Source organism: Ruegeria sp. BB9 (assembly GCF_056539345.1).
Map to the genome: position 1 here is coordinate 63,572 of NZ_JBQFUU010000004.1, position 21,917 is coordinate 85,488.

Sequence of the window (21,917 nt, forward strand, 5' to 3'; positions counted from 1 at the left end):
GCGGGGATGCGCAGCAGCAAGACCATTCACGTGATCTCGGCCCATGCCGAGGGTGAGGTGGGCGACGTGATCGTCGGCGGTGTCGCCCCGCCGCCGGGCGACACGATCTGGGCGCAACGCAGCTTCATCGCCCGCGACCAGACCCTGCGCAACTTCATGCTGAACGAGCCGCGCGGCGGGGTGTTCCGCCATGTCAACCTGCTGGTGCCGCCCAAACACCCCGATGCCGACGCCGCCTTCATCATCATGGAGCCCGAGGACACACCGCCCATGTCCGGCTCGAACGCGATCTGCGTGGCGACGGTGCTGCTGGACGGGGGCATCCTGCCGATGACCGAGCCGGAGACCCACCTGACGCTCGAAGCGCCGGGCGGGCTGGTGCAGGTGCGGGCCGAATGCCGCAACGGTAAGGCCGAACGGATCTTCGTCCAGAACCTGCCCAGCTTTGCCGACCGCCTCGCCGCACCGCTCGAGGTCGAGGGGCTGGGGACCCTGACGGTGGACACCGCCTATGGCGGGGACAGTTTCGTGGTGGTCGACGCGGCGGCGCTGGGGCTGCGCATCACCGAGGACGAGGCCGCCGACATCGCCCGCCTGGGGGTGGCGATCACCGATGCCACCAACGCGCAGCTGGGCTTTGTCCATCCCGAGAACCCGGATTGGGATCACATCTCGTTCTGTGCCTTCTGCGGACCGTTGGCCGAAACCGAAACCGGCCTGACCGGCCAATCCGCGGTGGCGATCCAGCCCGGCAAGGTCGACCGCTCTCCCACCGGCACCGCCGTTTCGGCCCGCATGGCGCTGATGGCCGCGCGGGGGCAGATGCGGCCGGGCCAGAGCTTTGAGGCCGTCTCGATCATCGGTTCGCGGTTTACCGGCCGTATACTCGGCACAACCCATGTTGGCGACCGCCCCGCCATCCTGCCCGAGATCTCGGGCCGCGGATGGATCACCGGCATCCACCAGCACATGCTGGACCCCGACGACCCCTGGCCGCAAGGCTACCGCCTGCGCGACACCTGGGGGCGCTAGTCCAGAAGGGCCAGCAGGTCGTGATGCAGTTGCGCGGAAACCTCGGCATATCCCCGGGCGGTGTTGCGCGCGCGGGCGGCAAAGCGGCGCTGTGACGGCAGGCGCGCGCCCTGATCAAGGATATCGGCGAACAGGCGCTCGGCCCGCGCGTCGTTGGCCTGTCGCCGCCCGCCGCTGAACTGGTCGGGGTCGAAGGCGATGATGATGTCGCCGTGGTATGGTGCGCCGCCTGTTCCTTGGGCGAACTCCATGCTCTCGAGGCTGGTCAGGTCGTCGATCAGCGGGCCGGCCAGAAGCTCGATCATGATCGACAGGGCCGAGCCCTTGTAGCCGCCGAAGGTCAGCATCGCGCCGTCCAGCGCCGCTTGCGGGTCGGTCGTGGGGTTGCCGTCCTTGTCGATCGCCACGCCTTCGGGCAGGGGTTTGCCCGCGCGCTTGTACAGCTCGATCTCGCCGCGGGCGAAGGCGCTGGTGGCGAAATCGAAGGTGAACGGGTCCCGGCCCATGCGGGGCCAGCTGAAGGCCAGCGGGTTGGTGCCCAAGCTGCCGCGCGTGCCCCCCGCAGGGGCCACCCAGGAATGGCTGGGTACCATCGCCATGGCCGCAAGCCCCTGGGCCGACAGGGCCTCGACCTCGGGCCACAGGGCGGAGAAATGAAAACAGCGGTTGATCGCCATGGCCGCGATCCCGTGGGTGCGGGTCTTCTCGATTAGATGCGGCAGGCCTTTCTGGAACGCCAGCAACGACATGCCGCCCTGCGCGTCGACACGGACGATGGCATTCTCCGAGGGGGCGACCTGGGGCTGCGCATGGCCGTCGATCTTGCCGGCCTGCATGGTCTGGGCGCACATGAACAGGCGAAACAGCCCGTGCGACTGGCAATCGTCCATTTGGCAAGTGGTCAAAAGTTCCGCGATCGCCTGAGCGTGGTCAGAGCCATAACCCACATGGGACAGAACCTTCAGGCTCAGGTCGGTCATTTCTTCGGGCGTCAGCCGTACCGTTTCGCTCATGGTCTGTCCCTCGGTTTGATCTCAGTTGCCAAATGGGTAGCGGGGAACCCTAGCCCTGTTCAACCCAATAGGCGGTTGGAAAAGCGGCACGGGGCGGATATTTGTATCCAAAATGCAAATGCGGACAGACCCTTGGCAGCAAAACGTGCAATCACCCGTCAAAGCCTTCCCGATGCAATCGCGTCCGACTTGCGTGAACGCATTCTCAGCGGTGACCTGGCGGAAGGCGAAACCATCCGTCAGGAGGCATTGGCCGAAGACTATGACGTGTCGCGCATGCCGGTGCGCGAGGCGCTGAAACAGCTTGATGCCGAAGGTCTGGTGCAGCTGACGAACAATCGCGGGGCACGGGTCACGCGCCATTCCCTGTCCGAAATCGGCGAGATCTTCGACCTGCGGTCGCTGTTGGAGACCGACCTCTTTCGCCGGGCAATTCCGCAGATGACCCAATCTGACTTCGCGCGCTGCGAACACTTGTTGGAGCAGATGGAGGCCTCGTACGACGCGAATGACGTCAGCCGGTGGGGCGCGCTGAACTATCAGTACCACTCGGCCCTCTACGCGGCCGCGAACCGAAGCCTGACCAACGAGCTGCTGCACCGCGTGAGCCTGCAGTCGGACCGGTACATCCGAATGCATCTCAGTGTGATGCAACAACGCGAACCGGCCCGCAAAGAGCATCGCGAATTGCTGCGCCTCGCCCGGGATGGGCAGGTCGAGCAGGCCTGCGCGCTTCTGTCCGCGCATATCGGACGAACCAAGGACCAACTGCTGGCGCTGGTGGCTGCCAAGCGAGCGTCCGAGGAGGCGGTCGGACGCTGAGGCCAAGCGACCGTAAAGAAAGCGTTTTCAATTCTTCTCTGTCTGTGCCAGTTCTGGCGTCGTGGGATGCGTGCCTTAACATGGATCGACCAAGTGCCCAGTGATGACCTCAACAGTTCGGAACAGGCCGTGCGTCAGGCGATTGGGGCGTATTCCAGGCGCGTCTGGCGGTTTGCGCTCGCTCTGTCGGGGGCGCAGGATGTTGCCGACGACCTGACCCAGGCAACTTGCCTGCGCGCGTTGGAGCGAAGCCATCAGGTTACGCATACTGATCGGTTGGATTCGTGGTTGATGACGATCTGCCGGTCGATCTGGTTGAACGAGCTGCGGGCGCGGACCGTGCGCAAGTCCCAGGGGTTGGCCACAACGCCGGACGCCGAATTGATCGCGCCGGGTACCGACGCCGAAATGAATATTTTTGCGCGGGAAGTGTTTACACAGGTGATGCAACTGCCCGAGGCACAACGCGAAACGGTCATGCTGGTCTTTGTCGAGGGCTACAGCTATCGCGAGGCCGCCGCGTTGCTGGAGGTTCCGATTGGTACGATCATGAGCCGGCTTTCCAATGCCCGTAAGAAACTGCAAGCTGCGATGCCGCAGGATGCCGGTGCGTCCGACCGACGGAGGGACTCATGACCTTTTCCGACGATACGCTAAAGGCCTATCTGCAAGGCTCATTGGGGTCTGAGGAGAGCGATGCCATCGAGGCCGCTGTTGAGGATGATCCGGAACTGGAACAGCGCCTGATGGATCTGGATCCGATTGCGCCGGTGGTTGGCGAGGTGTTCCGTGACATTCCCGCCGCCGCGCCACAAGTTGAACTGCCGCCTAGGATTCCGGCTTCGGCGGGGCCCTGGCGCCTGTTGGGCGTCGCGGCTGCCGCGGCCGTGTTGGCCGTATCTCTGACATTTTGGCTGACCCGCCCACAACCGATGGGATGGGCAGAACAGGCGGCCTTGTATCAATCGCTTTACACGCCGGATTCGATTGCAACGCTCGAATACCCGCCGGCGGTCGTCGACGCCCAGATCTCATTGGCCGAAGAGAAACTGGGCCGCCCGTTGAACCGGGATTCGCTTGAAGGTTTGCCGGGGCTGGAACTGAAGGCCGCGCAGGTTTTGTCCTTCAAGGGCAAACCATTGGTTCAGATCGTTTTTGCCGACGCTGATGGCAATCCCTTTGCGCTGTGTGTGATCCGTCAGGGCGATGGCGCGCCGAATGCAGCGTTGAAACAGGAAGTCCTGAGCGGGCTTGCAACGGCCCGGTGGGCGAGGGACGGATACGGATACATGCTGTTGGGGAACCGGCCGGACAACGATTTGACCGTGCAGCTGGATTATCTGGCTCAGACATTCGCCGGCTGAGCCGCCTTGTGCGAAACCTCTTGTGAACCGGTGCGATTGGCCGAACAATGCATGGCATGACGACCAAGGCCACGAACCCGGACCCGGACGAGGACGATGTCCTGGACGGGCCGCGCAGTATCTATGACGTCGATCCGCCGGACGACGAAGACCTTTGGTTTCTTCCGCCCGAAGATGTAGTGGCGCCCGAGGACATGTTGCCGCCGGGTCCGCGTGCCGATCGGGGCGCTTTGTTCGACCCACGGGACTGGCGCGCCGCCCAAGCTGAAGTGGCGCAGGGATTGGCGGATCTGGCCTTGACCTTCGGGGCGCTGGACGAGCGGCTGCGCAGTGGTCCAAAGGGGTGGACCCACCGGCTGGCCCTGATGGACGTATCCGACCTGGGGTGGTGGACCGGTGACCGGATCAGTGTTGATCGGCTTGCCCTGTGGACCGGATTGCGCATCGGAGCCACCGGGGACGATGTGCAAGCATTGTTTCGGGCGGGTTGGGCGGTTCGGCGACTGACTTCGGGCGCAGGGCCGTCGGACGGCGGCTGGCAATCGGGACTGGCCGCCTTTCTGGACCGGATGGCTCAGGGGATAGACGAAGTTCCAGAAGCGGTCGCGGACTTGGCCGAAGTGATGGACAGCGCACAAGCCCTGCACCCTGTCACGCAGTCGGCCATTGCCTTTCACGCTTGGCGCGCGCTGTCGCAAGGAAATGGACAGGATACCGAAGCAGCGGTGATCGCTGCGCGGCACGCGGCCACGATGGGTCGGGGCGGGGCACTGTTCATGCCGCTGGCACTGTCGGGCCCCGGGGCGCTGCGCGGCATCGGCACGCCAGAGGAAAAACTCAACGCTTGGGTTCGGGGGGCAGGGCAGGCGGCCTTGGCCGCGCTGCTGCACCTGGATCGCGTCAGCGCGTGGGAGGCCCGGGCGCGCGAGGCCACCACGGATCTCAGCGGGCGGACGCCGCCGGTCCTGATCGATGTGCTGACCGCATGGCCCATGGTTTCCGCGCCATTGGCCGAGGAGTTGACGCAAGCCTCGCGTGCAGCCGTGCAACGCAATCTCGACAAGTTCACCGAACGTGGGTTGATCCGCGAAGTGACCGGGCAGGGCCGTTATCGGGTCTGGGCTGCCGCGCTATAGTCCAGCAACCACTCGCGGAACGCACGCGCGGGCGGCCGCAATGTGGCCCGTGATGGGTAGATCAGGTGGTAGGCATCCCGGCCCGGCACGGCCACCTCGGGCAGACACGGCACCAGGCCCGACATCCGCATGATCCGGTCAGACGCGGGCGCGCGGGCCAGGGCGATCCCGACCCCTTGCGCGGATAGCTCGGCCGCCATCACCGAGTTGTCCGCGAAGAAATACTGGGCCTGCCCGGCCGGCAGCCTGAGGGCTTCGAACACATGCGGCCAGCTGGCCCTGTGGGTCGAAACCTCGATCAGCGGAAACCGGGCCAGATCCAGTGGAGTGCGGATCTGTTCGGCAATGTCCGGTGGCGCCACGGGAAAAAGGGTCTCGGTCAACAGCATGTCACCCTCGGCCCCGAACAGCGTCGGGTTGCCGAACACGATCTGCAGGTCGGTAAAACGATTGGCGAAGTCGGTGATCCGGTTCCCGGTCGTCAGGGACAGGTTGATCTGAGGATGGGATTCTTGGAACTGGGTCAGACCGGCCGCAAGCACCCCTTGCGCGAACAACAACACGGATTGGACATACAGCCGTTGGTCCCGGGTCTGGCCGAACAGGCCAGTAGTGGCCGATTCCAGCATCACCAGCGATTGCTGCACGACCGGCAGATAGGCCCGCCCGGCCTCGGTCAAAGTGACGGCATGGGCATGTCGATGAAACAGCGGTGTCCCCAGACGAGTTTCCAGCGCCTTGACCTGCTGGCTTACAGCGGCGGCCGACATGTTCAACTGGGCGGCAGCACGGGCAAAGCTCTCGGTTCGGGCCGCGGCCTCGAAAACGCGCAGCCAGTTGAGAGAGGGGATGCGGGTCGACATGGCAACCAGGCTAAGCTGAACTTATCCTGACAGGCAAGGCTTTGCGTTCTCGTCGCAAGACCGGTTCGGCTAGGCTGTGCGTGAACCGATCCGAAAAGGTGCACCCATGCCCGACATCCAAGACCTGGCCCGGCACAAACTGACCCCATCGCAAGCAGCGCAATACTGGGAAGACGGCTTCCTGTTTCCGCTGGATATTCTGTCTGCTGACGAGGCCGCGCAGGTGCGCTCGGAACTCGAACAGATTGAACGCGACTGGATGGCCGCCGATCTGCCATTGCCGCTGAATACCTACAAGCGCGTGGATTCACACCTCGTCATGCCGCTGGCGGCGCGACTGGCTATGGATCCGCGTATACTGGATGCCGTCGAAGGCGTCTTGGGTCCGGACATCATGATCTGGTCGGCCGAGTTTTTCATCAAAGAGCCGCGCACCGTCCAGACGGTTGGCATGCATCAGGACCTGACCTATTGGGGGATGGGCGAGACCCCGGATCAGGTTACGGCCTGGCTGGCCCTGTCGCCGGCAACCGTGGAAAGCGGCTGCATGGATTTTGTCCGGGGCAGCCACAAGAACCCAATACTTCCGCACAATGACACCTATTCCGAAACCAACCTGTTGTCGCGCGGGCAAGAGATTGCGGTCGAAGTGGCCGAGGAAGACAAAACCCATATCGAACTGGCGCCCGGACAGATGTCACTTCACCACGGGCTGACCATTCATGGCTCGGGTCCGAACCGGTCGGACGATCGACGTATCGGGATGGCCATCCGCTATATCAGCCCGAATGCGAAGCAGTTGGTGGCGGACCGCGACTACGCGATGGTCGCGCGCGGAGAGGATCGGCAGGGAAACTTCATCCATGTCGATCCGCCCGTCACCCTGTTTTCTGACGAGTCGCTTGCCCTGTACGAACAGGTGCGGCGCGATCTGGGCAAGGCGCTGGCAGCTGGGGCCAAGGCCACCGTTCCGCTCTATGATTGATCCGGGTTCGAAACCCAAAAGCCAGGAGAGGCCAGGGGATTGGACGCTTAGCGTCCAACCCCGACGTAGGTTTCGAAACCGGATTTCTTGACCTTGTCGCGTGAATAGATGTTGCGCAGGTCGACCATGCGTGGAGATTTCATCTCAGCGGCCATCTGCATCAGGTTCAGCGCGCGGAACTCGTTCCATTCGGTCAACAGCACCACAGCGTCGGCGTCCTTGGCTGCGGCATACGGGTCTTCGACCCACTCTACACCCGGCAGCAGAGCCTCACCCTCGGACCGGCCCTGTGGGTCGACCACGCGAACTTTGGCGCCGCCACCGATCAGGGCGGGCACGATGGTCAGTGATGGAGCATCGCGCATGTCGTCGGTGTTGGGTTTGAACGTCACCCCGAGAACCGCCACAGTCTTGCCGTTGAAACTGTCGTCGCAGGCTTCGCGGATCTTTGCGATCATGCGTTTTTTGACCTCGTCATTCACGCGCATGACGGTTTCGGTGATTTGCATGGGGAAGGCATGTTCCTGTCCGATCCGCGCAAGCGCCGCGGTGTCCTTGGGAAAGCATGATCCGCCGTAGCCGGGGCCGGCATGCAGGAACTTGTTTCCAATACGCCCATCCAGGCCGATGCCGCGCGCCACTTCCTTGACGTCGCCACCGACCCGCTCGCACAGGCCTGCGATTTCGTTGATGAATGTGATCTTAGTGGCGAGAAAGGCGTTTGCCGCGTATTTGATCATTTCGGCGCTTTCCAGATCCGTCGTCAGGATCGGAAAATCACGCAGGTAAAGTGGGCGGTAGATTTCGGCCATCACCTCGGCGGCGCGGTCGTTCTCGACCCCTACAACGACGCGGTCCGGACGCATGAAATCGTCGATCGCAGCGCCTTCGCGCAGGAATTCCGGGTTCGAGGCGACATCAAAGTCTGCCTTGGGGTTGGCTGCTGCGACAACTTCCTGAACCTTACGGTTGGTCCCGACCGGAACCGTAGATTTGGTCACCACCACGGTGTAGCCATCCATCGCATGGGCGATTTCCTCGGCCGCTGCCATCACATAGGTCAGATCCGCATGGCCGTCGCCGCGGCGGGTTGGTGTCCCGACGGCGATAAAGACGGCATCCGCGCCCTTCACCGCATTCGCCAGATCGGTGGTAAAGCTCAGCCGGCCGGCGGCCACGTTCTTGGCCATCAGAACATCCAGCCCCGGTTCGTAGATCGGAACCTTTCCGGCCTGCAGCATCTGGATCTTAGCTTCGGCCTTGTCGACGCAAATGACGTCATGGCCGAAATCCGAGAAGCACACACCCGACACCAGACCCACATATCCGGTGCCGATCATCGCAATACGCATTATTCAAATTCCCTTGTTACCAATGCCACCTCGGGCGGCCACACATTCGGAGAAACTTCCGCCGGTTTCAATGCCTGACAGTGGCCTCGGGTTGCATTCCATGACATCTTGCTGTTTTTGGGGCGACAAATGGGCGTCCATGAAACTGGTGGAACAAACTGATGACCAAAAAAGCGCTGATCACCGGAATTACCGGACAGGACGGGTCTTACCTGGCCGAATTTCTGTTGGCAAAGGGCTATGAGGTTCACGGGATCAAGCGTCGGGCATCCTCGTTCAATACCCAGCGGATCGACCACATCTATCAGGACCCCCACGAGCCTGATCCGAAGCTGCGGCTGCACTACGGCGATTTGAGCGATACCTCGAACCTGACCCGCATCATCCAAGAGGTTCAGCCCGACGAAGTCTACAACCTGGGCGCCCAATCTCACGTGGCCGTCAGTTTCGAGTCTCCGGAATACACCGCGGATGTCGATGCCATCGGCACCCTGCGTCTGCTTGAGGCGATCCGGTTCCTGGGACTTGAGAACAAGACCCGGTTCTATCAGGCGTCAACTTCGGAACTTTATGGGCTGGTCCAGGAAACTCCGCAGCGCGAAACGACCCCTTTCTATCCCCGCTCGCCCTACGCGGTGGCCAAGCTGTATTCGTATTGGATCACGGTCAATTACCGTGAGGCGTACGGGATGTATGCCTGCAACGGAATCCTGTTCAATCACGAAAGCCCGCGCCGCGGCGAAACCTTTGTCACCCGTAAGATCACGCGTGGTCTGGCCAACATCGCCCAGGGCTTGGAGAAGTGTCTTTACATGGGAAATATCGACAGCCTGCGCGATTGGGGCCATGCCAAGGATTACGTGCGGATGCAGTGGATGATGCTGCAGCAGGACAAGCCCGAGGATTTCGTTATTGCCACCGGCAAGCAGTATTCCGTGCGCCAGTTCATCGAATGGTCGGCGGCCGAGCTTGGGCTCACCTTGGAGTTTTCGGGCAGCGGTGTCGACGAGGTCGCAACGGTGACGGCGATTGAAGGCGACAACGCCCCAGCGCTGAAACCCGGCGACGTGATCATGCGGATCGACCCGCAGTATTTCCGACCCGCCGAGGTGGACACTCTGCTGGGTGACCCGTCGAACGCCAAGGCCAAATTGGGATGGGAGCCGGAGCTGACCGTGCAGGAAATGTGCGCAGAGATGGTGCGGGAAGACCTCAAAACCGCCAAGCGCCACGCCTTGTTGAAAGAGCATGGGTTCGAATTGCCGGTCAGCCTGGAAAACGGCTGAGGAGGCAGAAATGCGCAAGATCTACATCGCCGGACATCGTGGCATGGTGGGTGGAGCAATCCTGCGTCAGCTCAAGGCGCGCCAGGCTGATGGTGAGGCGCTTGAACTGGTGACCCGAACCCATTCCGAATTGGATCTGACCGATCAGGCGGCCGTCCGCGCCTTCATGCAGGCCGAGCGACCAGACGTCGTGATCCTGGCCGCTGCCAAGGTGGGGGGGATTCACGCCAACAACACGTATCCTGCAGATTTCATTTACGAAAATCTGATGATCGAGTGCAACGTGATCCATCAGGCTTTTGCGGCCGGCGTACGGCGTCTTTTGCAGCTGGGCAGTTCCTGCATCTACCCGCGTGAAGCAGCGCAGCCGATGCGCGAAGACGCGTTGCTGACGGGTGTTTTGGAGCCGACGAACGAACCCTATGCGGTCGCCAAGATCGCCGGAATCAAGCTGTGCGAAAGCTACAACCGCCAGCACGGGGTCGACTACCGGTCGGTCATGCCGACCAACCTGTATGGGCCGGGCGACAATTTCCACCCTGAGAACAGCCATGTTCTGCCAGCACTGATCCGCCGCTTCCACGAAGCCAAACGCGACGGGTTGGGCGAAGTGGTGATCTGGGGAACTGGGAAGCCGCGGCGTGAATTCCTGCATGTCGATGACATGGCCGAGGCATCGCTGTTCGTAATGGATTTGCCGCAGGACGTGTATCAGGCCAATACGCAACCCATGCTGAGCCACATAAACGTGGGCTGCGGGCAGGACGTTTCGATTGCCGAACTGGCCGCACTGATCGCCAGAATTACCGGGTATTCCGGCCAGATCACGCAGGACACCACCAAGCCTGATGGTACGATGCGCAAGCTGATGGACGTTTCTCGGTTGGCCGAGATGGGCTGGAAAGCACGCATAGGTCTCGAAGATGGTATCCGCGAGACCTATGCTTGGTTCCTTGATCAATCGGCCGGCGACCTGCGGGCCAAATAGGCACCCGGCCCAAAGACCGGGTGCGTTCGGTGATCAGAACCAGCGGCCGATGGCTGCGACTGTCGGGCTTATCGCTGCCGGATCGGACACCGCCGCCAGAACTTGCCACGCTACCTGCGTTTCGGTCGGCAAATCGAAGCTGATGAACCGTCCCAGTGCATTACCGCTGCCGCTCAGGGTCGGAGTGCTGCCCGCAGCAAAAGGCGCGGGGAAAGCCCAAGTATTCTGAGGGCTTGCAAACAGTGGCCCCATGCCGGCGGTACAAGTCACCGCGCTCGCCGCGAGAGTGCAGATCTGAGTTCCGTCCGCGAAACGAACGAATTCGCCGTTCGCATTTGCGCCGCGCTCGATCACTGCGCCGGTAGGGGTCCCGCCAGACTGCGTCACCTGACCCAAGAGGTTGCCCGGGCCATATCCGTAGTCGGCTCGCATCAGCCGTCCGGGTGTTACATCTTCAGGGTTGGCTTGAATGGCCGCGCCACTGATCATTCCCGATGTGGCATCTACGCGCACTGCCTCGGTCCAAGAGCCGCCGTCAGGTGAAACCTTGATCGAAAAATCGGTATTGCCCGCAAGGCCCATCTCGGCGTGACCGGTCCAGTTGGACTGAAACAGGAGTGAGGCGGTGTCAGTCGCGCTCGCCTTGTTGATCTTCAACTGATGGTCGCTTCCGTCATGGCTCAGCAATGTGGCTGGGCCCCGTACCGAAAGGCGGTTGGTCGAATCGTATCCGGTAGCGACCCCGACCCCGGCAAGGTTCGCTGTATTGACCGGAGGATCGATCCATCCCCCGTTTTCCCAGACCTTGAGCGCGGCGCTGGCTTGGTCCCAAACGCGCCATCCGTTTGCCGGAGTGACAAAGACCCAAGCATTGTCCAACCATGCTGCGAGCTGCCCAGCGTTGCCCGCCCAGGCGCCTGTCGGGCTGGCCCCCAAGCCGTAGATGGCACCTTGATCTGGTGCCGCAGGCGGAATGGTTTCTTCCAGAGCCACAACACTCAGCTGCACGATCAGGTCCAGCTGCCGCAGCGCCTCGTTGTGGGTGACGTGTTTTTGCGCCTGTGAGGGTTGCAGAAACGGCAGATTCAAACGGGGGGTGTTTTGGGACACGGGCGGGAACCTCCTTGGGCCATCGATTTACGGAATTCGCTGCGCGCCACCCTGCCGCGGATGGGATGAATCCCCGCTTTCACGTGCGAACGGCACAAAAAGGATTTGGTTACTTATGGATTTCCAAAAAGGAAACAAAGCCGCCCTTTTGGGGCGGCTGTGTATGGTTTTACGATGGAGGTTGGCCAGCTGATTCTGTCCTGTTCGCCCAAAGCGTGAACAATTAGCGGCCAGAGCCGCGGTGTTCAGCCAGGATCAGCTGCGCGCATAAACATCCTCGTATCGGATAATATCGTCCTCTCCCAGGTAGGCGCCGGTCTGGACCTCGATCAGGACCATAGGCACCTTGCCGGGGTTTTCCATGCGGTGAACCGCGCCAAGGGGGATGTAGACAGACTGGTTTTCGCTGACCAGACGAACCTCGTCATCGACCGTGACCTTGGCGGTACCTTCCACGACGATCCAATGCTCGGACCTGTGGTGGTGGGATTGCAGGCTCAGGGCTGCGCCGGGGTTTACGTGGATCCGTTTGACCTGGAATCGTTCGCCCACGACCAGGCTCTCGAACCAGCCCCAGGGGCGATGGTCGACCGGCAGAGCTTCGGCTTGCGGTGCCCCTTTGGCCTTCAGGGCAGCCACGGCCTGTTTGACGTCCTGTGCCTTGTCCATGCTGGCCACCAGAACGGCATCCGGCATGGCCACAGCGATCATGTTCTCGAGCCCCATGGCCACGACTTCTTGGGAGGCTGACTCGGACCGGATCAACACGTTGTTGCAGTCGATCGTCGTCACCTCACCGGTGGTCGCAACGCCGTTTTCGTCGGGGCTGCTCAGCTCCTGGACGGCCGACCAGCTGCCGACATCCGACCAGCCGGCGGCATAGGGAACAACACTCAGGTTTTTGGCCCGTTCCATGACCGCGTAGTCGATCGAAATGTCTTCGACTTTCTCCCAGGCCAATGCGTCCAGTCGCAGAAAGCCAAGATCGGCCTTCGCGTCCTCGACTGCAGTCTGTACCGGCGGCAACAGGTTGGGTGCATGGTCCTGGAACGCAGCGATGATGTCGCGCACCGCAAACAGGAAAATGCCGGAATTCCACAGGTAACTGCCATCGGAAATCATGGCTTTAGCTCGATCCAGATCGGGCTTTTCAACGAAATGGTCCAATGCGACCGCAGCACCTGTCGCGTCGGGCGCAGCGCTTAGCTTCAGATATCCATATCCGGTTTCCGGCCGGTCCGGAGTGATCCCGAACGTCACCAGATTGCGGTCCCTCTCGATGGCGGTCACACCTTGCGAAACCGCCGCGTGGAACGCGGATTTTTCGGGAACGACGTGATCGGAAGGTGCCACCAGCATTAAAGCATCCGGGTCTACCTTCGACAGGTAAAGCGCGGCCGCTAAAACCGCCGGAGCCGTGTTGCGGCCCTCAGGTTCAATGAGGATCGGACCGGGGTCGACACCAATGGCGGTAAGCTGCTCGGTGACGATGAAGCGGAACGATTCATTGGTGAGTATCAGGGGCTTGGCGTACGGTGCGTCCTTGGGCCCTCGCATCCTGTCCGCACAGTTCTGCAACAGGCTGCTGCTTCCGACCAGAGGCACGAACTGCTTGGGATAGCTTTTTCGGGACAGCGGCCACAGGCGGGTTCCGGAGCCGCCGCACAGAATGACGGGATAGATGGTGGTCATGACGAATGGGCTTTTCGGCTGGTTTTCTGACGTTTTATCGCAGTCATCACAGGGTGGGTGAAGGACCGCCGCTTATTGGGCGGCCCGACCTGTGGCAACAATATCATTCAGATAGGCGCTCAGATCGTCGCGCAGGTCATTCCGGGCCAAGGCAAAAGCCACGGTGGCCTGCAGGAAGCCCGCCTTGGATCCGCAGTCGAACCGTTGACCATCGAAGCGGTATCCGAAAACCGGGACACCGTTGCCGATGTCTTCGGCGATGGCATCGGTCAGCTGGATCTCCCCGCCGCTGCCTTTCTTCATCTGATTGAGGTTGTACAGCACCGATGGCCCCAAAATGTATCGACCGATGACCGCCATGTTCGACGGAGCCTCGTCGGCCTTGGGCTTTTCGACCATGCCGCGGGCGCGGATCACCTTGCCGGAACTGTCGGCGGCGTCCAGTATCCCGTACGAGCTGGTTTTTTCGGGTGCGACCTCCATCGCGGCGACCATGTTGCCGCCGGTTTCCTCGTAAGCCTCGACCATCTGCTGCAGGCAGGGTTTGTCGGCTGCAATAACGTCGTCCGGCAGCATGACCGCGAAGGGTTCATCGCCGATCAGGCGGCGGGCGCACCATACGGCGTGTCCCAAGCCCAAAGCCTTGTGTTGGCGGATATAGGCGATAGCACCGCTTTCCATGTTGGTGTTCTCGAGAACCTCCAACAAATCATCCTTGCCTTTGGCCTTCAGTTCCTGCTCCAGCACGAGATTGTGGTCGAAATAGTCTTCGAGCGCCGATTTCCCGCGTGATGTGACGAATATGAACTCTGTAATACCCGCAGCGCGTGCTTCGTCGATGGCATATTGAACGAGGGGCCGGTCGACCAGCGTCATGATTTCCTTCGGAACGGATTTCGTTGCCGGAAGAAACCGGGTGCCCAATCCTGCGACAGGGAAAATCGCCTTGGTGACCTTGCGTGACATGTGACCTCTCAAATTCAAAAACTTAGCCGGCGGACGTGGTGCATCCGGGGCTTCCTCTTAGGCTGCGAAACCGGATCAATCAATGATGCCCGAAGAAACAGGCCGAAAACGACCGAAGGGTGCCATCTGGTCATGGCAAAGTCAAAATACCCATTTCCAATATCTCTGCCCTAACGGGCAAGCACCCCGAAGCCGGTTGCCCGGCTTCGGGGACTGGATCAAGCGCTCGCCATGATCGCTTCCAGCGGATCGTGTTCAGCCACGAAATGCCCGGGCGAAATCTCGCTGAGCGCGGGAACATAGTCGGTCTGACCCGCCGCCAGACGGCTGGGCAGGAACCGCAGCGCTGCCTTGGGATCCATCGGCGAGGGCAACTCGCCCGGCAATTTCAGCCGCTGGCGGCTGCGCTCGACATCCGGGTCCGGGATCGGAACCGCCGAGATCAGCGATTGCGTATAAGGATGAACCGGGTTCGCGCAGATCACCTCGCCATCGCCCAGTTCGACGATCCGACCTAGATATAGAACCATGATCCGGTTCGACACCGCGCGCACCACCGACAGGTCGTGGCTGATGAAGATCATCGACAGGCCGAACTCCTGCTGCAGTTCCTTCAGCAGCTGCACGATCTGCGCCTGGATCGACACGTCCAGCGCCGAGACCGCCTCGTCGCAGATGATCAGCTTGGGCTTGTTGATCATCGCCCGTGCGATGCCCACCCGCTGGTTCTGCCCGCCCGACAGCTCGTGAGGGTAGCGGTTGATCATGTTGGCGTTCAGGCCGACCCGTTCCATCATCTCGGCGACCATCTGCTTGCGTTCGCGCTCGGTCAGGTCGGGGCGATAGGTCTTCAGCGGTTCTGCGATCGAGGCGGAGATCGTCATCCGCGGGTCCAGGCTGGCCAGCGGGTCCTGGAACACGATCTGCAGATCCTTGCGGTACTTGTTCAGCTCGGCCCGTTTCAGCCCGACGATCGGATGGCCCAGCCAGCTGACATTTCCGGCGCTCGGCTCGATCAGCTGCAGCACGGCACGGGCGAGGGTGGACTTGCCGCAGCCCGATTCACCGACCACGCCCAGGGTTTCACCCTTGCGGATGTCAAAGCTGACGCCGTTCACCGCCTTCAACGGCACCTTGCGGCCGAAGATGCCGCCCGGAACGTGGATCGGGAAATGCACCTTGACGTCATCGACCTTCAGCAGCGGCGCCTCGTCGGTCTCTACCGCCTTGGGCGCGTCCCCCGCGTCGATGCGGGGCATGGCCTCGATTAGGGTGCGGGTATAGTCGTGCTTGGGCGCGTGAAAGATCTCTCGCGTGTCACCGGCCTCGACGAACTCACCCAATCGCATGACCTGCACCCGGTCACACATGCGGGCCACGACGCCCATGTCATGCGTGATCAGGGCGATGGCCGTGCCTTCGTCCTTTTGCAGACGTACCATCAGGTCCAGAATGTCGGCCTGAACGGTCACGTCCAGCGCGGTGGTCGGTTCGTCGGCGATCAGCAGCTTGGGATTGCACAGCATCGACATGGCGATCATCACCCGCTGGCGCATCCCGCCCGACAGCTCGTGCGGGAACTGGTCGAGACGGCGCGCGGCCTCGGGGATGCGCACGCGGTCCAGCCATTCCAGGCACCGTTGCCGCGCGGCCGAACCCTGCAGGCCTTCGTGCACCTGCAAGACTTCACGCATCTGCTGGCCGACCCGCAAATGCGGGGTCAGGGCGGTCAGCGGGTCCTGAAAAATCATGCCCACGTCATCTCCGCGGATCTGGTTCAGCTTGTTCACGGGCAGGTTCAGAATTTCCTGCCCGTTCAGCAGCACCGACCCGGTGGCCCGGCCCGCCGGCGGCAGCAGGCCCATCGCGGCCATGAAGGTCTGGCTTTTGCCCGACCCGCTTTCGCCGACGATGCCCAGGCATTCGCCCGGCGCGATGTCAAAGCTGATGTTCTTGACGGCCTCGACCACCCCGTCGGGCGTGTCGAACTGAACGCTCAGGTTCTTTACGGAAAGCAGGCTCATGTCAGCGGTCCTTCGGATCCAATGCGTCACGCAGGCCATCGCCGATGAAGAACATCGTGATGATGATGGTGACATAAAATGCCAGGGGGTACATCAGTTGCCACAACGTGCCGTAACCCATGGTTCCGGCGCCCTCGGCGATCAGACGACCCAACGAGGTATAGGGCTCGGAAATCCCCAGCCCCAGGAACGAGATGAAGCTCTCCGTCAGGATCATCTCGGGCACCAGCAGCGAAGCATAGACGATCACAACGCCCAGCAGGTTGGGCAGGATGTGGCGGTACATGATGGTGAACTCGCTGACACCGGCGGCACGGGCGGCCTCGATGAACTCGCGGTTCTTCAGGGTCAGGGTCTGGCCGCGCACGATCCGCGCCATTGTCAGCCAGCCCACCGCACCCAGCGCGATGAACAGCATGAAGAACGACCGCCCCGCCACGACCAGCAGCAGGATGATGACCAGCGTGGCCGGAATGGCCAGCAGGATGTCGACGAAGCGCATCATCACGCCATCGACGCGCCCGCCGATGTAGCCGGCGGCGATGCCGTAGCAGGTGCCGACGATCAGCGCGGTGGCCGCCCCGATCAGGCCCACCAGCAACGAGGTGGTGGTGGCCTGGATGACCCGGCTGTACAGGTCGCGCCCCAGATCGTCGACGCCGAAATAGTGCCCTGTCTCGATGGATGGCATGCCCATGCCAGCCACGTCGCCCATGACGTTCCAGTCGATTTCCTCGTTGTTCCAGACGGCGAAGTAAGGCCCGATGATCGTGAACAGCACGATCAAGCCCAGGATGAACACGCTGGCCATGGCGGCCTTGTTGCGGACAAAACGCATCCGCGCGTCCTGCCACAGCGACCGGCCCTGAATGACCGTGTAATCGGTGATGTCTTCGGCCAGATGGGCGGCTTTCTGAGATTTTCCAAGCATTTGCCAGACCCCTCAGTAACGGATTTTCGGATCGAACCAGGCATAGGCCAGGTCGGTCAGCAGGTTCACCAGAACGGTCAGAACGCCATAGAGGATCGTGACCCCCAGCAACACCGCATAGTCGCGTGACAGGGCCGAACCCACATAGGCCTGCCCCAGCCCGCCGGTCGAGAAATAGATGTCAACGAAGACCGAACCGGTCAGCACATAGACGAAGACCGGGCCCAGATAGGACACTACCGGCAGCAGCGTGGGTTTCAGCGCGTGACGCCAGATCACGGTGCGGGTCGGCAGGCCCTTGGCCCGCGCGGTGCGGATGAAGTTCGAATTCAGAACCTCGAGCATCGACGACCGGGTGATCCGCGCGATCGAGCCCATGTACGATGTCGCAAGCGCGATGACGGGCATGATCAGGTATTGCCACTGACCCCCGTTCCAGCCGCCGCCCGGCAGCCAGCCCAGCCACAGGGTGAAGGTCAAAATCAGGATCGGGCCCATGATGAAGTTCGGCAGCGCCTGGGCGGCGATGCCCAGACCCACGGCGAAATAGTCGATCCAGCTGTTGTGGCGGATCGCAGCGGCGATGCCCAAGCTGACACCCACCAGCGTGGCCACGAGGAAGGACAGCATTCCGTAGGTCAGCGAAATCGGAAAGCCCTGCGCGATGATGTCGTTCACGTCGCGGTCCTTGAACTTGAAGGATGGGCCGAAATCGAAATGCACGACGATGTTGTACAGGTAATCCCACAGCTGTTTCCACAGCGGCTGATCCAGCCCGTAGCGCGCCTCGATATTGGCCAGAACCTGCGGCGGCAACGGCCGCTCCGAGGTGAAGGGCCCGCCGGGCGCGAAGTGCATCAGAAAGAAACTGGCGACGATCAGCAACAGGATCGTCGGAACGGCGATCAGCAGTCGCCGGATGACATAGGCAAGCATTTCATGCCCCCAATTATTGGCCCTGCCCCAGAGCATGTCCGGGGCAGGGCGCGATCAAAGGATGATGATTACTCGGCGATCTTGTAGAGGTTCTTCGAGTACCAGTTCTGCTCGACGTTGTTCACCGGCCAGTTCCCCACGTCGCTGTCCATCATGTAGACACCGGCATAGTGGTAGATCGGGATCACAGGGGTTTCCTGTGCGATGATCCGCTCAACCTCGGTGTACAACGGGGCCGGATCGTCCGAGGTTTTGGCCTGGGCCAGCAGCTCGTCGACCTTGGCATTGTTGTACTTACCGTCGTTATAGCCGGAATCCGACTGCAGCAGATCCAGGAAGGTCGAGGCTTCGTTGTAATCGCCGCACCATGCGCCGCGGGCCAGCTCGAAGTTCTGGTTGCCGCGCTCTTCCAGGAAGATCTTCCATTCCATGTTGGCCAGTTCCACCTGTGCGCCCAGCTTCTGCTTCCACATCTGGCTGAGAGCCACGGCGACCTTCTTGTGCGCCTCCGAGGTGTTGTAGACCATCGCGAAGCTCAGCGGGTTGTCGGGACCGTATCCGGCCTCGGCCAGCAGTTCCTTGGCCAGCTCGTCGCGCTCGGCCTGGGTCATCGACGCCATTTCGACGACCGGCGGGGTGAACCCAGCGGTTGCTTCGGGCACGAAGGTGTAGGCTTCGGGCTGACCGCCGGCCAGAATGTTCTCGGTGATGATCTTGCGGTCAACCGCCAGCGACAGGGCCTGACGCACGTTCGGGTCTTTGAAGGCCTCGGGGCCGCCGTCGGACAGGTTGAACGTGTAGTAGTAGTTGCACAGGCGCGGGAAGCTGATCGCCTCGTTCGGGTATTCCTTCTTCAGGCGCGGGAACTGGCCTGCGGGAACCTCGGTGCGGTCCAGCTCACCGGCCAGATAACGGGTCAGGGCCACATTCTCATCGTTGATGACCAGGGCCACGACCTTGTCGATGATGGTGTTGTCGTTGTCCCAGTACATCGGGTTGCGCTCGCGCACCGAGCGTTCGTTGGGCAGGTGCTCGGTCAGGACATAGGCGCCGTTCGAGACGATGTTGCCGGGCTTGGTCCATTCATCGCCGAACTGCTCGATGACCTTCTGCGGGGCCGGGAAGGTGGTCGAGTGCGTGGTCATCTGCGGGAAATAGGGCAGCGGCGCGCTCAGTTTCACTTCCAGCGTGTGGTCGTCGATCGCCTTGACGCCCAGGTCGTCGACCGGCTTGTCGCCTGCGATGATCTCGGCGGCGTTCTCGATCGACATCAGCTCCATGAACCAGGCATAGGGCGAGGACAGGGCCGGATCGACGGCACGCTTCCAGGCAAAAACGAAGTCATGTGCGGTGACCGGATCGCCGTTCGACCACTTGGCGTTGTCGCGCAGGGTGAAGGTGTAAACGTCCTTGGTCTCGTTGGTGGTATAGCCGGTGGCCACGCCCGGAACCAGGTTGCCGTCTTCGTCCTGGTTCATCAGACCTTCGAACAGGTCGCGGACAATCTCGGCGCCCGACACGTCCTCGACCACTTGCGGGTCGACCGAGCTGTGCTCATCCAGTACGCGGTAGACGAAGGTCTGGTCGTCGGCCAGCGGCTCGCCGGTGACTGGATGGGTGCCCGCGGCCAGCGCGGCACCGGTGATGAAGGTCGAGCACAGCAGGCCCGCCACCGAGTTTCGAAGGATGGTGTTCATGATCTTCTCCCAATTATTGTGGCGGCGGTCTGCGCATCCATATGGGATGGCGTCCGGCGGCCCTGGTTGCCCGACATCCGCTGGGACCCGGTTCTTTTCGATTTTGGGTTGTGCCAATTCGCAAGGAACACTGCGTCGCAGCTTTCTGGATTGCAGTCGGTGAAGTGGATGCAAGAGCTTCCTCTCGCTGGCCGAGACCGTGCCACTATTTTGGGCAGGGTTAAAGCCTTCCCATGAGTCCGGATCGCCTAAAGGTAGAAAGAAACTTCGTGACGCGTGGTCGCTGAAATTTTGTAACGATGGCGTGTATCGTTGCGATATTTTCGTGCCCAGGCCGCTAGGATTGCAGTCTGTGGCGCGGTCTGTTTCGGCAGAATTTCGCCGCCCGCTTTCGCCCAATCAGGCGAATCGCCAGCGGTCAGGGACGCAACCGCGATTTCATGTCGGCCTCTGGGAAACAGGTGGCGCGCTGGCCTGTTTCTTCCTGCCAGCGGCCGATCGACCGGCGGGTTTTGTATCCCGGAAGCCCGTCGGCACCACCCACGTCGTGCCCCATCGCGATCAACGCCTGCTGCATGGTCGCGATATCCGATCGGTACAGACCGCCCACCTTGCCCCAGCGCCCTTTGAAATCGCCCACGCCATACTGAATGCGATCGCCCACATGGCCTACGAACAAGGCGTAGAGATCGCTCATGTTGTAGTCTTTGAGAACGTAGAAATTGGGCGTTACGACAAAAGCCGGACCGTTCCGGCCAGCCGGCATCATCAGGTAGCCCTCGCCGCGCAGCTCGTGTTCGGGGAAGGGGCGGCCCGAGACGCGTGAGATGCCCATGGCAACCCAGTCGCGGATCGCCCGGCCCTGGTCGGGACCCTCAAGCGCGCAGGACACAGACGCCGGTACAGTCACCTCGAAGCCCCAATCGCGGCCGCGGACCCAACCGTGCCGCGCGAGGTAGTTTCCGATCGATGCAATCGTGTCGTCTGCGGACCCCCAAATGTCGGCCCGGCCGTCTGCATTGCCGTCGGCCGCGTGGTTCAAAAAGCTGGTCGGCATGAATTGCGGCTGGCCCAACGCGCCGGCCCAACTGCTTTTCATCGCGCGGCCATTCACGTGACCGCCCTCGACGATCTGCAGCGCGGCGATCAGTTCGCCGGTAAAATAATCCGCGCGCGTGCTCATGAAACCTTTGGTGGCCAGCACCTGGATCGCGTCATGCCGGATCGGAACCTGCCCATAGCCGCTTTCTCGGCCCCAGACCGCAAGGATGATCCGGGCGGGAACGCCGGTCTGTTCCTCGACCCGGCGCAGCGTTTCCGCATGACGCTTGGCCATACCCCGACCGCCGGTGGCGGCACCCTGAACCGAATTTGCGTTGAAATACCAGCCGGGGGACCCGAACTCGGCTTGCCTTTGCTTTTTGGGTGCCTGTGTAGGAGAGCCCGGCGGAACAAGATCAGGCAGCTCCCAATTCAGGCGAACCCCGTCGGTTGCGCTGTCAAACGTGCGGCGCGATACACCCTGTGCCCGGGCCAACGGCCACACCTGTTGCTGCAACCAGTTCTGAAACTGCCGCTCGACCACAGCTCGGTCCTGCGCGATCGCTGCGCCGGAAAACGCGATCAGTCCAATCAGAAAAAGCAGTAAACGCATGACACAATGACTGACCCGAGCCACTGGTCAAGTCAACTCGACGGTGACGTGGTTCCTGGCCGCCGG

At 61.8% G+C, this 21,917-nt stretch carries 19 protein-coding genes; 8 read left to right on the forward strand and 11 right to left on the reverse strand.

What is annotated here, in order from left to right:
• Nucleotides 1-6: 6 nt before the first annotated feature.
• Nucleotides 7-1,032, forward strand: coding sequence for a trans-3-hydroxy-L-proline dehydratase (locus tag ACR0FC_RS14175; RefSeq protein WP_170341861.1), 1,026 nt, complete (start codon nt 7-9; stop codon nt 1,030-1,032).
• Here ACR0FC_RS14175 and ACR0FC_RS14180 read toward each other — a convergent pair.
• Nucleotides 1,029-2,045: an Ldh family oxidoreductase gene (locus tag ACR0FC_RS14180; RefSeq protein ID WP_170341863.1), complete on the reverse strand. Its 1,017-nt coding sequence runs from the start codon at nt 2,043-2,045 to the stop codon at nt 1,029-1,031. The genes ACR0FC_RS14175 and ACR0FC_RS14180 overlap by 4 nt on opposite strands.
• Nucleotides 2,046-2,177: 132 nt before the next feature.
• Here ACR0FC_RS14180 and ACR0FC_RS14185 point away from each other — a divergent pair, with 132 nt between their 5' ends.
• The 4 genes from ACR0FC_RS14185 (at nt 2,178) to ACR0FC_RS14200 (ending at nt 5,367) form a co-directional block, all read left to right on the forward strand.
• Nucleotides 2,178-2,867, forward strand: a complete 690-nt coding sequence (locus tag ACR0FC_RS14185) for a GntR family transcriptional regulator (RefSeq protein WP_170341865.1) — start codon at nt 2,178-2,180, stop codon at nt 2,865-2,867.
• 66 nt (nt 2,868-2,933) lie between these two features.
• Nucleotides 2,934-3,503 carry an RNA polymerase sigma factor gene (locus tag ACR0FC_RS14190; protein ID WP_093963139.1) on the forward strand — a complete coding sequence of 190 codons (570 nt, stop codon included), beginning with the start codon at nt 2,934-2,936 and terminating at the stop codon, nt 3,501-3,503.
• Entirely contained in the window at nt 3,500-4,231 is a 732-nt protein-coding gene (locus ACR0FC_RS14195) for a hypothetical protein (RefSeq protein ID WP_170341867.1), read from the forward strand. Before ACR0FC_RS14190 ends, ACR0FC_RS14195 begins: the two co-directional genes overlap by 4 nt.
• Before the next feature lie 56 nt (nt 4,232-4,287).
• A complete protein-coding gene (locus tag ACR0FC_RS14200; protein WP_170341869.1) occupies nt 4,288-5,367 on the forward strand; it encodes a helix-turn-helix domain-containing protein in 1,080 nt (359 codons plus the stop codon).
• Here the strand turns inward: ACR0FC_RS14200 and ACR0FC_RS14205 are convergent.
• Nucleotides 5,340-6,230 carry a LysR substrate-binding domain-containing protein gene (locus ACR0FC_RS14205; protein WP_170341871.1) on the reverse strand — a complete coding sequence of 297 codons (891 nt, stop codon included), beginning with the start codon at nt 6,228-6,230 and terminating at the stop codon, nt 5,340-5,342. The two genes, ACR0FC_RS14200 and ACR0FC_RS14205, sit on opposite strands and share 28 nt — an antisense overlap.
• A gap of 106 nt (nt 6,231-6,336) precedes the next feature.
• Here ACR0FC_RS14205 and ACR0FC_RS14210 point away from each other — a divergent pair, with 106 nt between their 5' ends.
• The gene (locus ACR0FC_RS14210) at nt 6,337-7,215 is read left to right on the forward strand and encodes a phytanoyl-CoA dioxygenase family protein (RefSeq protein ID WP_170341873.1); all 879 of its coding nucleotides are present in this window, start codon (nt 6,337-6,339) and stop codon (nt 7,213-7,215) included.
• 47 nt (nt 7,216-7,262) lie between these two features.
• Here ACR0FC_RS14210 and ACR0FC_RS14215 read toward each other — a convergent pair whose 3' ends face one another.
• Nucleotides 7,263-8,567, reverse strand: coding sequence for a UDP-glucose dehydrogenase family protein (locus tag ACR0FC_RS14215; RefSeq protein WP_093963136.1), 1,305 nt, complete (start codon nt 8,565-8,567; stop codon nt 7,263-7,265).
• Nucleotides 8,568-8,728: 161 nt separating this feature from the next.
• Between ACR0FC_RS14215 and gmd the strand changes: the two genes are divergently transcribed.
• Complete coding sequence (gene gmd, locus ACR0FC_RS14220; RefSeq protein ID WP_170341875.1) at nt 8,729-9,853, forward strand: GDP-mannose 4,6-dehydratase; 1,125 nt, start codon at nt 8,729-8,731, stop codon at nt 9,851-9,853.
• A 10-nt stretch (nt 9,854-9,863) separates the two neighbouring features.
• On the forward strand, nt 9,864-10,841 hold the full coding sequence (gene fcl / locus ACR0FC_RS14225; protein WP_170341877.1) for a GDP-L-fucose synthase: 978 nt from the start codon (nt 9,864-9,866) through the stop codon (nt 10,839-10,841).
• 33 nt (nt 10,842-10,874) lie between these two features.
• Here the strand turns inward: fcl and ACR0FC_RS14230 are convergent, their stop codons facing one another.
• From ACR0FC_RS14230 to ACR0FC_RS14265, 8 genes are all read right to left on the reverse strand, one after another.
• On the reverse strand, nt 10,875-11,951 hold the full coding sequence (locus ACR0FC_RS14230) for a DUF2793 domain-containing protein (protein ID WP_170341879.1): 1,077 nt from the start codon (nt 11,949-11,951) through the stop codon (nt 10,875-10,877).
• A gap of 255 nt (nt 11,952-12,206) precedes the next feature.
• Entirely contained in the window at nt 12,207-13,643 is a 1,437-nt protein-coding gene (locus ACR0FC_RS14235; RefSeq protein ID WP_170341881.1) for a mannose-1-phosphate guanylyltransferase/mannose-6-phosphate isomerase, read from the reverse strand.
• A gap of 72 nt (nt 13,644-13,715) precedes the next feature.
• On the reverse strand, nt 13,716-14,609 hold the full coding sequence (gene galU / locus ACR0FC_RS14240) for a UTP--glucose-1-phosphate uridylyltransferase GalU (protein WP_093963131.1): 894 nt from the start codon (nt 14,607-14,609) through the stop codon (nt 13,716-13,718).
• A gap of 218 nt (nt 14,610-14,827) precedes the next feature.
• Nucleotides 14,828-16,633 carry an ABC transporter ATP-binding protein gene (locus tag ACR0FC_RS14245; protein ID WP_170341883.1) on the reverse strand — a complete coding sequence of 602 codons (1,806 nt, stop codon included), beginning with the start codon at nt 16,631-16,633 and terminating at the stop codon, nt 14,828-14,830.
• Nucleotide 16,634: 1 nt separating this feature from the next.
• A complete protein-coding gene (locus ACR0FC_RS14250; protein WP_170341885.1) occupies nt 16,635-17,564 on the reverse strand; it encodes an ABC transporter permease subunit in 930 nt (309 codons plus the stop codon).
• Nucleotides 17,565-17,576: 12 nt separating this feature from the next.
• The gene (gene oppB / locus ACR0FC_RS14255) at nt 17,577-18,500 is read right to left on the reverse strand and encodes an oligopeptide ABC transporter permease OppB (protein ID WP_093963128.1); all 924 of its coding nucleotides are present in this window, start codon (nt 18,498-18,500) and stop codon (nt 17,577-17,579) included.
• A gap of 68 nt (nt 18,501-18,568) precedes the next feature.
• Nucleotides 18,569-20,197, reverse strand: a complete 1,629-nt coding sequence (locus ACR0FC_RS14260) for a peptide ABC transporter substrate-binding protein (RefSeq protein ID WP_093963729.1) — start codon at nt 20,195-20,197, stop codon at nt 18,569-18,571.
• 418 nt (nt 20,198-20,615) lie between these two features.
• Entirely contained in the window at nt 20,616-21,851 is a 1,236-nt protein-coding gene (locus ACR0FC_RS14265; protein ID WP_170341887.1) for a lytic murein transglycosylase, read from the reverse strand.
• Between the last annotated feature and the right edge of the window lie 66 nt (nt 21,852-21,917).

Excerpts from the sequence above, each read along its gene's own strand:
- ACR0FC_RS14180 (WP_170341863.1), bottom strand. The coding sequence starts at position 2,045 with ATGAGCGAAACGGTACGGCTGACGCCCGAAGAAATGACCGACCTGAGC.
- ACR0FC_RS14195 (WP_170341867.1), top strand. The coding sequence starts at position 3,500 with ATGACCTTTTCCGACGATACGCTAAAGGCCTATCTGCAAGGCTCATTG.
- ACR0FC_RS14260 (WP_093963729.1), bottom strand. The coding sequence starts at position 20,197 with ATGAACACCATCCTTCGAAACTCGGTGGCGGGCCTGCTGTGCTCGACC.
- ACR0FC_RS14250 (WP_170341885.1), bottom strand. The coding sequence starts at position 17,564 with ATGCTTGGAAAATCTCAGAAAGCCGCCCATCTGGCCGAAGACATCACC.
- ACR0FC_RS14265 (WP_170341887.1), bottom strand. The coding sequence starts at position 21,851 with ATGCGTTTACTGCTTTTTCTGATTGGACTGATCGCGTTTTCCGGCGCA.
- ACR0FC_RS14215 (WP_093963136.1), bottom strand. The coding sequence starts at position 8,567 with ATGCGTATTGCGATGATCGGCACCGGATATGTGGGTCTGGTGTCGGGT.
- ACR0FC_RS14190 (WP_093963139.1), top strand. The coding sequence starts at position 2,934 with ATGCGTGCCTTAACATGGATCGACCAAGTGCCCAGTGATGACCTCAAC.
- gmd (WP_170341875.1), top strand. The coding sequence starts at position 8,729 with ATGACCAAAAAAGCGCTGATCACCGGAATTACCGGACAGGACGGGTCT.
- ACR0FC_RS14210 (WP_170341873.1), top strand. The coding sequence starts at position 6,337 with ATGCCCGACATCCAAGACCTGGCCCGGCACAAACTGACCCCATCGCAA.
- ACR0FC_RS14175 (WP_170341861.1), top strand. The coding sequence starts at position 7 with ATGCGCAGCAGCAAGACCATTCACGTGATCTCGGCCCATGCCGAGGGT.
- ACR0FC_RS14200 (WP_170341869.1), top strand. The coding sequence starts at position 4,288 with ATGACGACCAAGGCCACGAACCCGGACCCGGACGAGGACGATGTCCTG.
- fcl (WP_170341877.1), top strand. The coding sequence starts at position 9,864 with ATGCGCAAGATCTACATCGCCGGACATCGTGGCATGGTGGGTGGAGCA.
- ACR0FC_RS14205 (WP_170341871.1), bottom strand. The coding sequence starts at position 6,230 with ATGTCGACCCGCATCCCCTCTCTCAACTGGCTGCGCGTTTTCGAGGCC.
- ACR0FC_RS14245 (WP_170341883.1), bottom strand. The coding sequence starts at position 16,633 with ATGAGCCTGCTTTCCGTAAAGAACCTGAGCGTTCAGTTCGACACGCCC.
- galU (WP_093963131.1), bottom strand. The coding sequence starts at position 14,609 with ATGTCACGCAAGGTCACCAAGGCGATTTTCCCTGTCGCAGGATTGGGC.
- oppB (WP_093963128.1), bottom strand. The coding sequence starts at position 18,500 with ATGCTTGCCTATGTCATCCGGCGACTGCTGATCGCCGTTCCGACGATC.
- ACR0FC_RS14235 (WP_170341881.1), bottom strand. The coding sequence starts at position 13,643 with ATGACCACCATCTATCCCGTCATTCTGTGCGGCGGCTCCGGAACCCGC.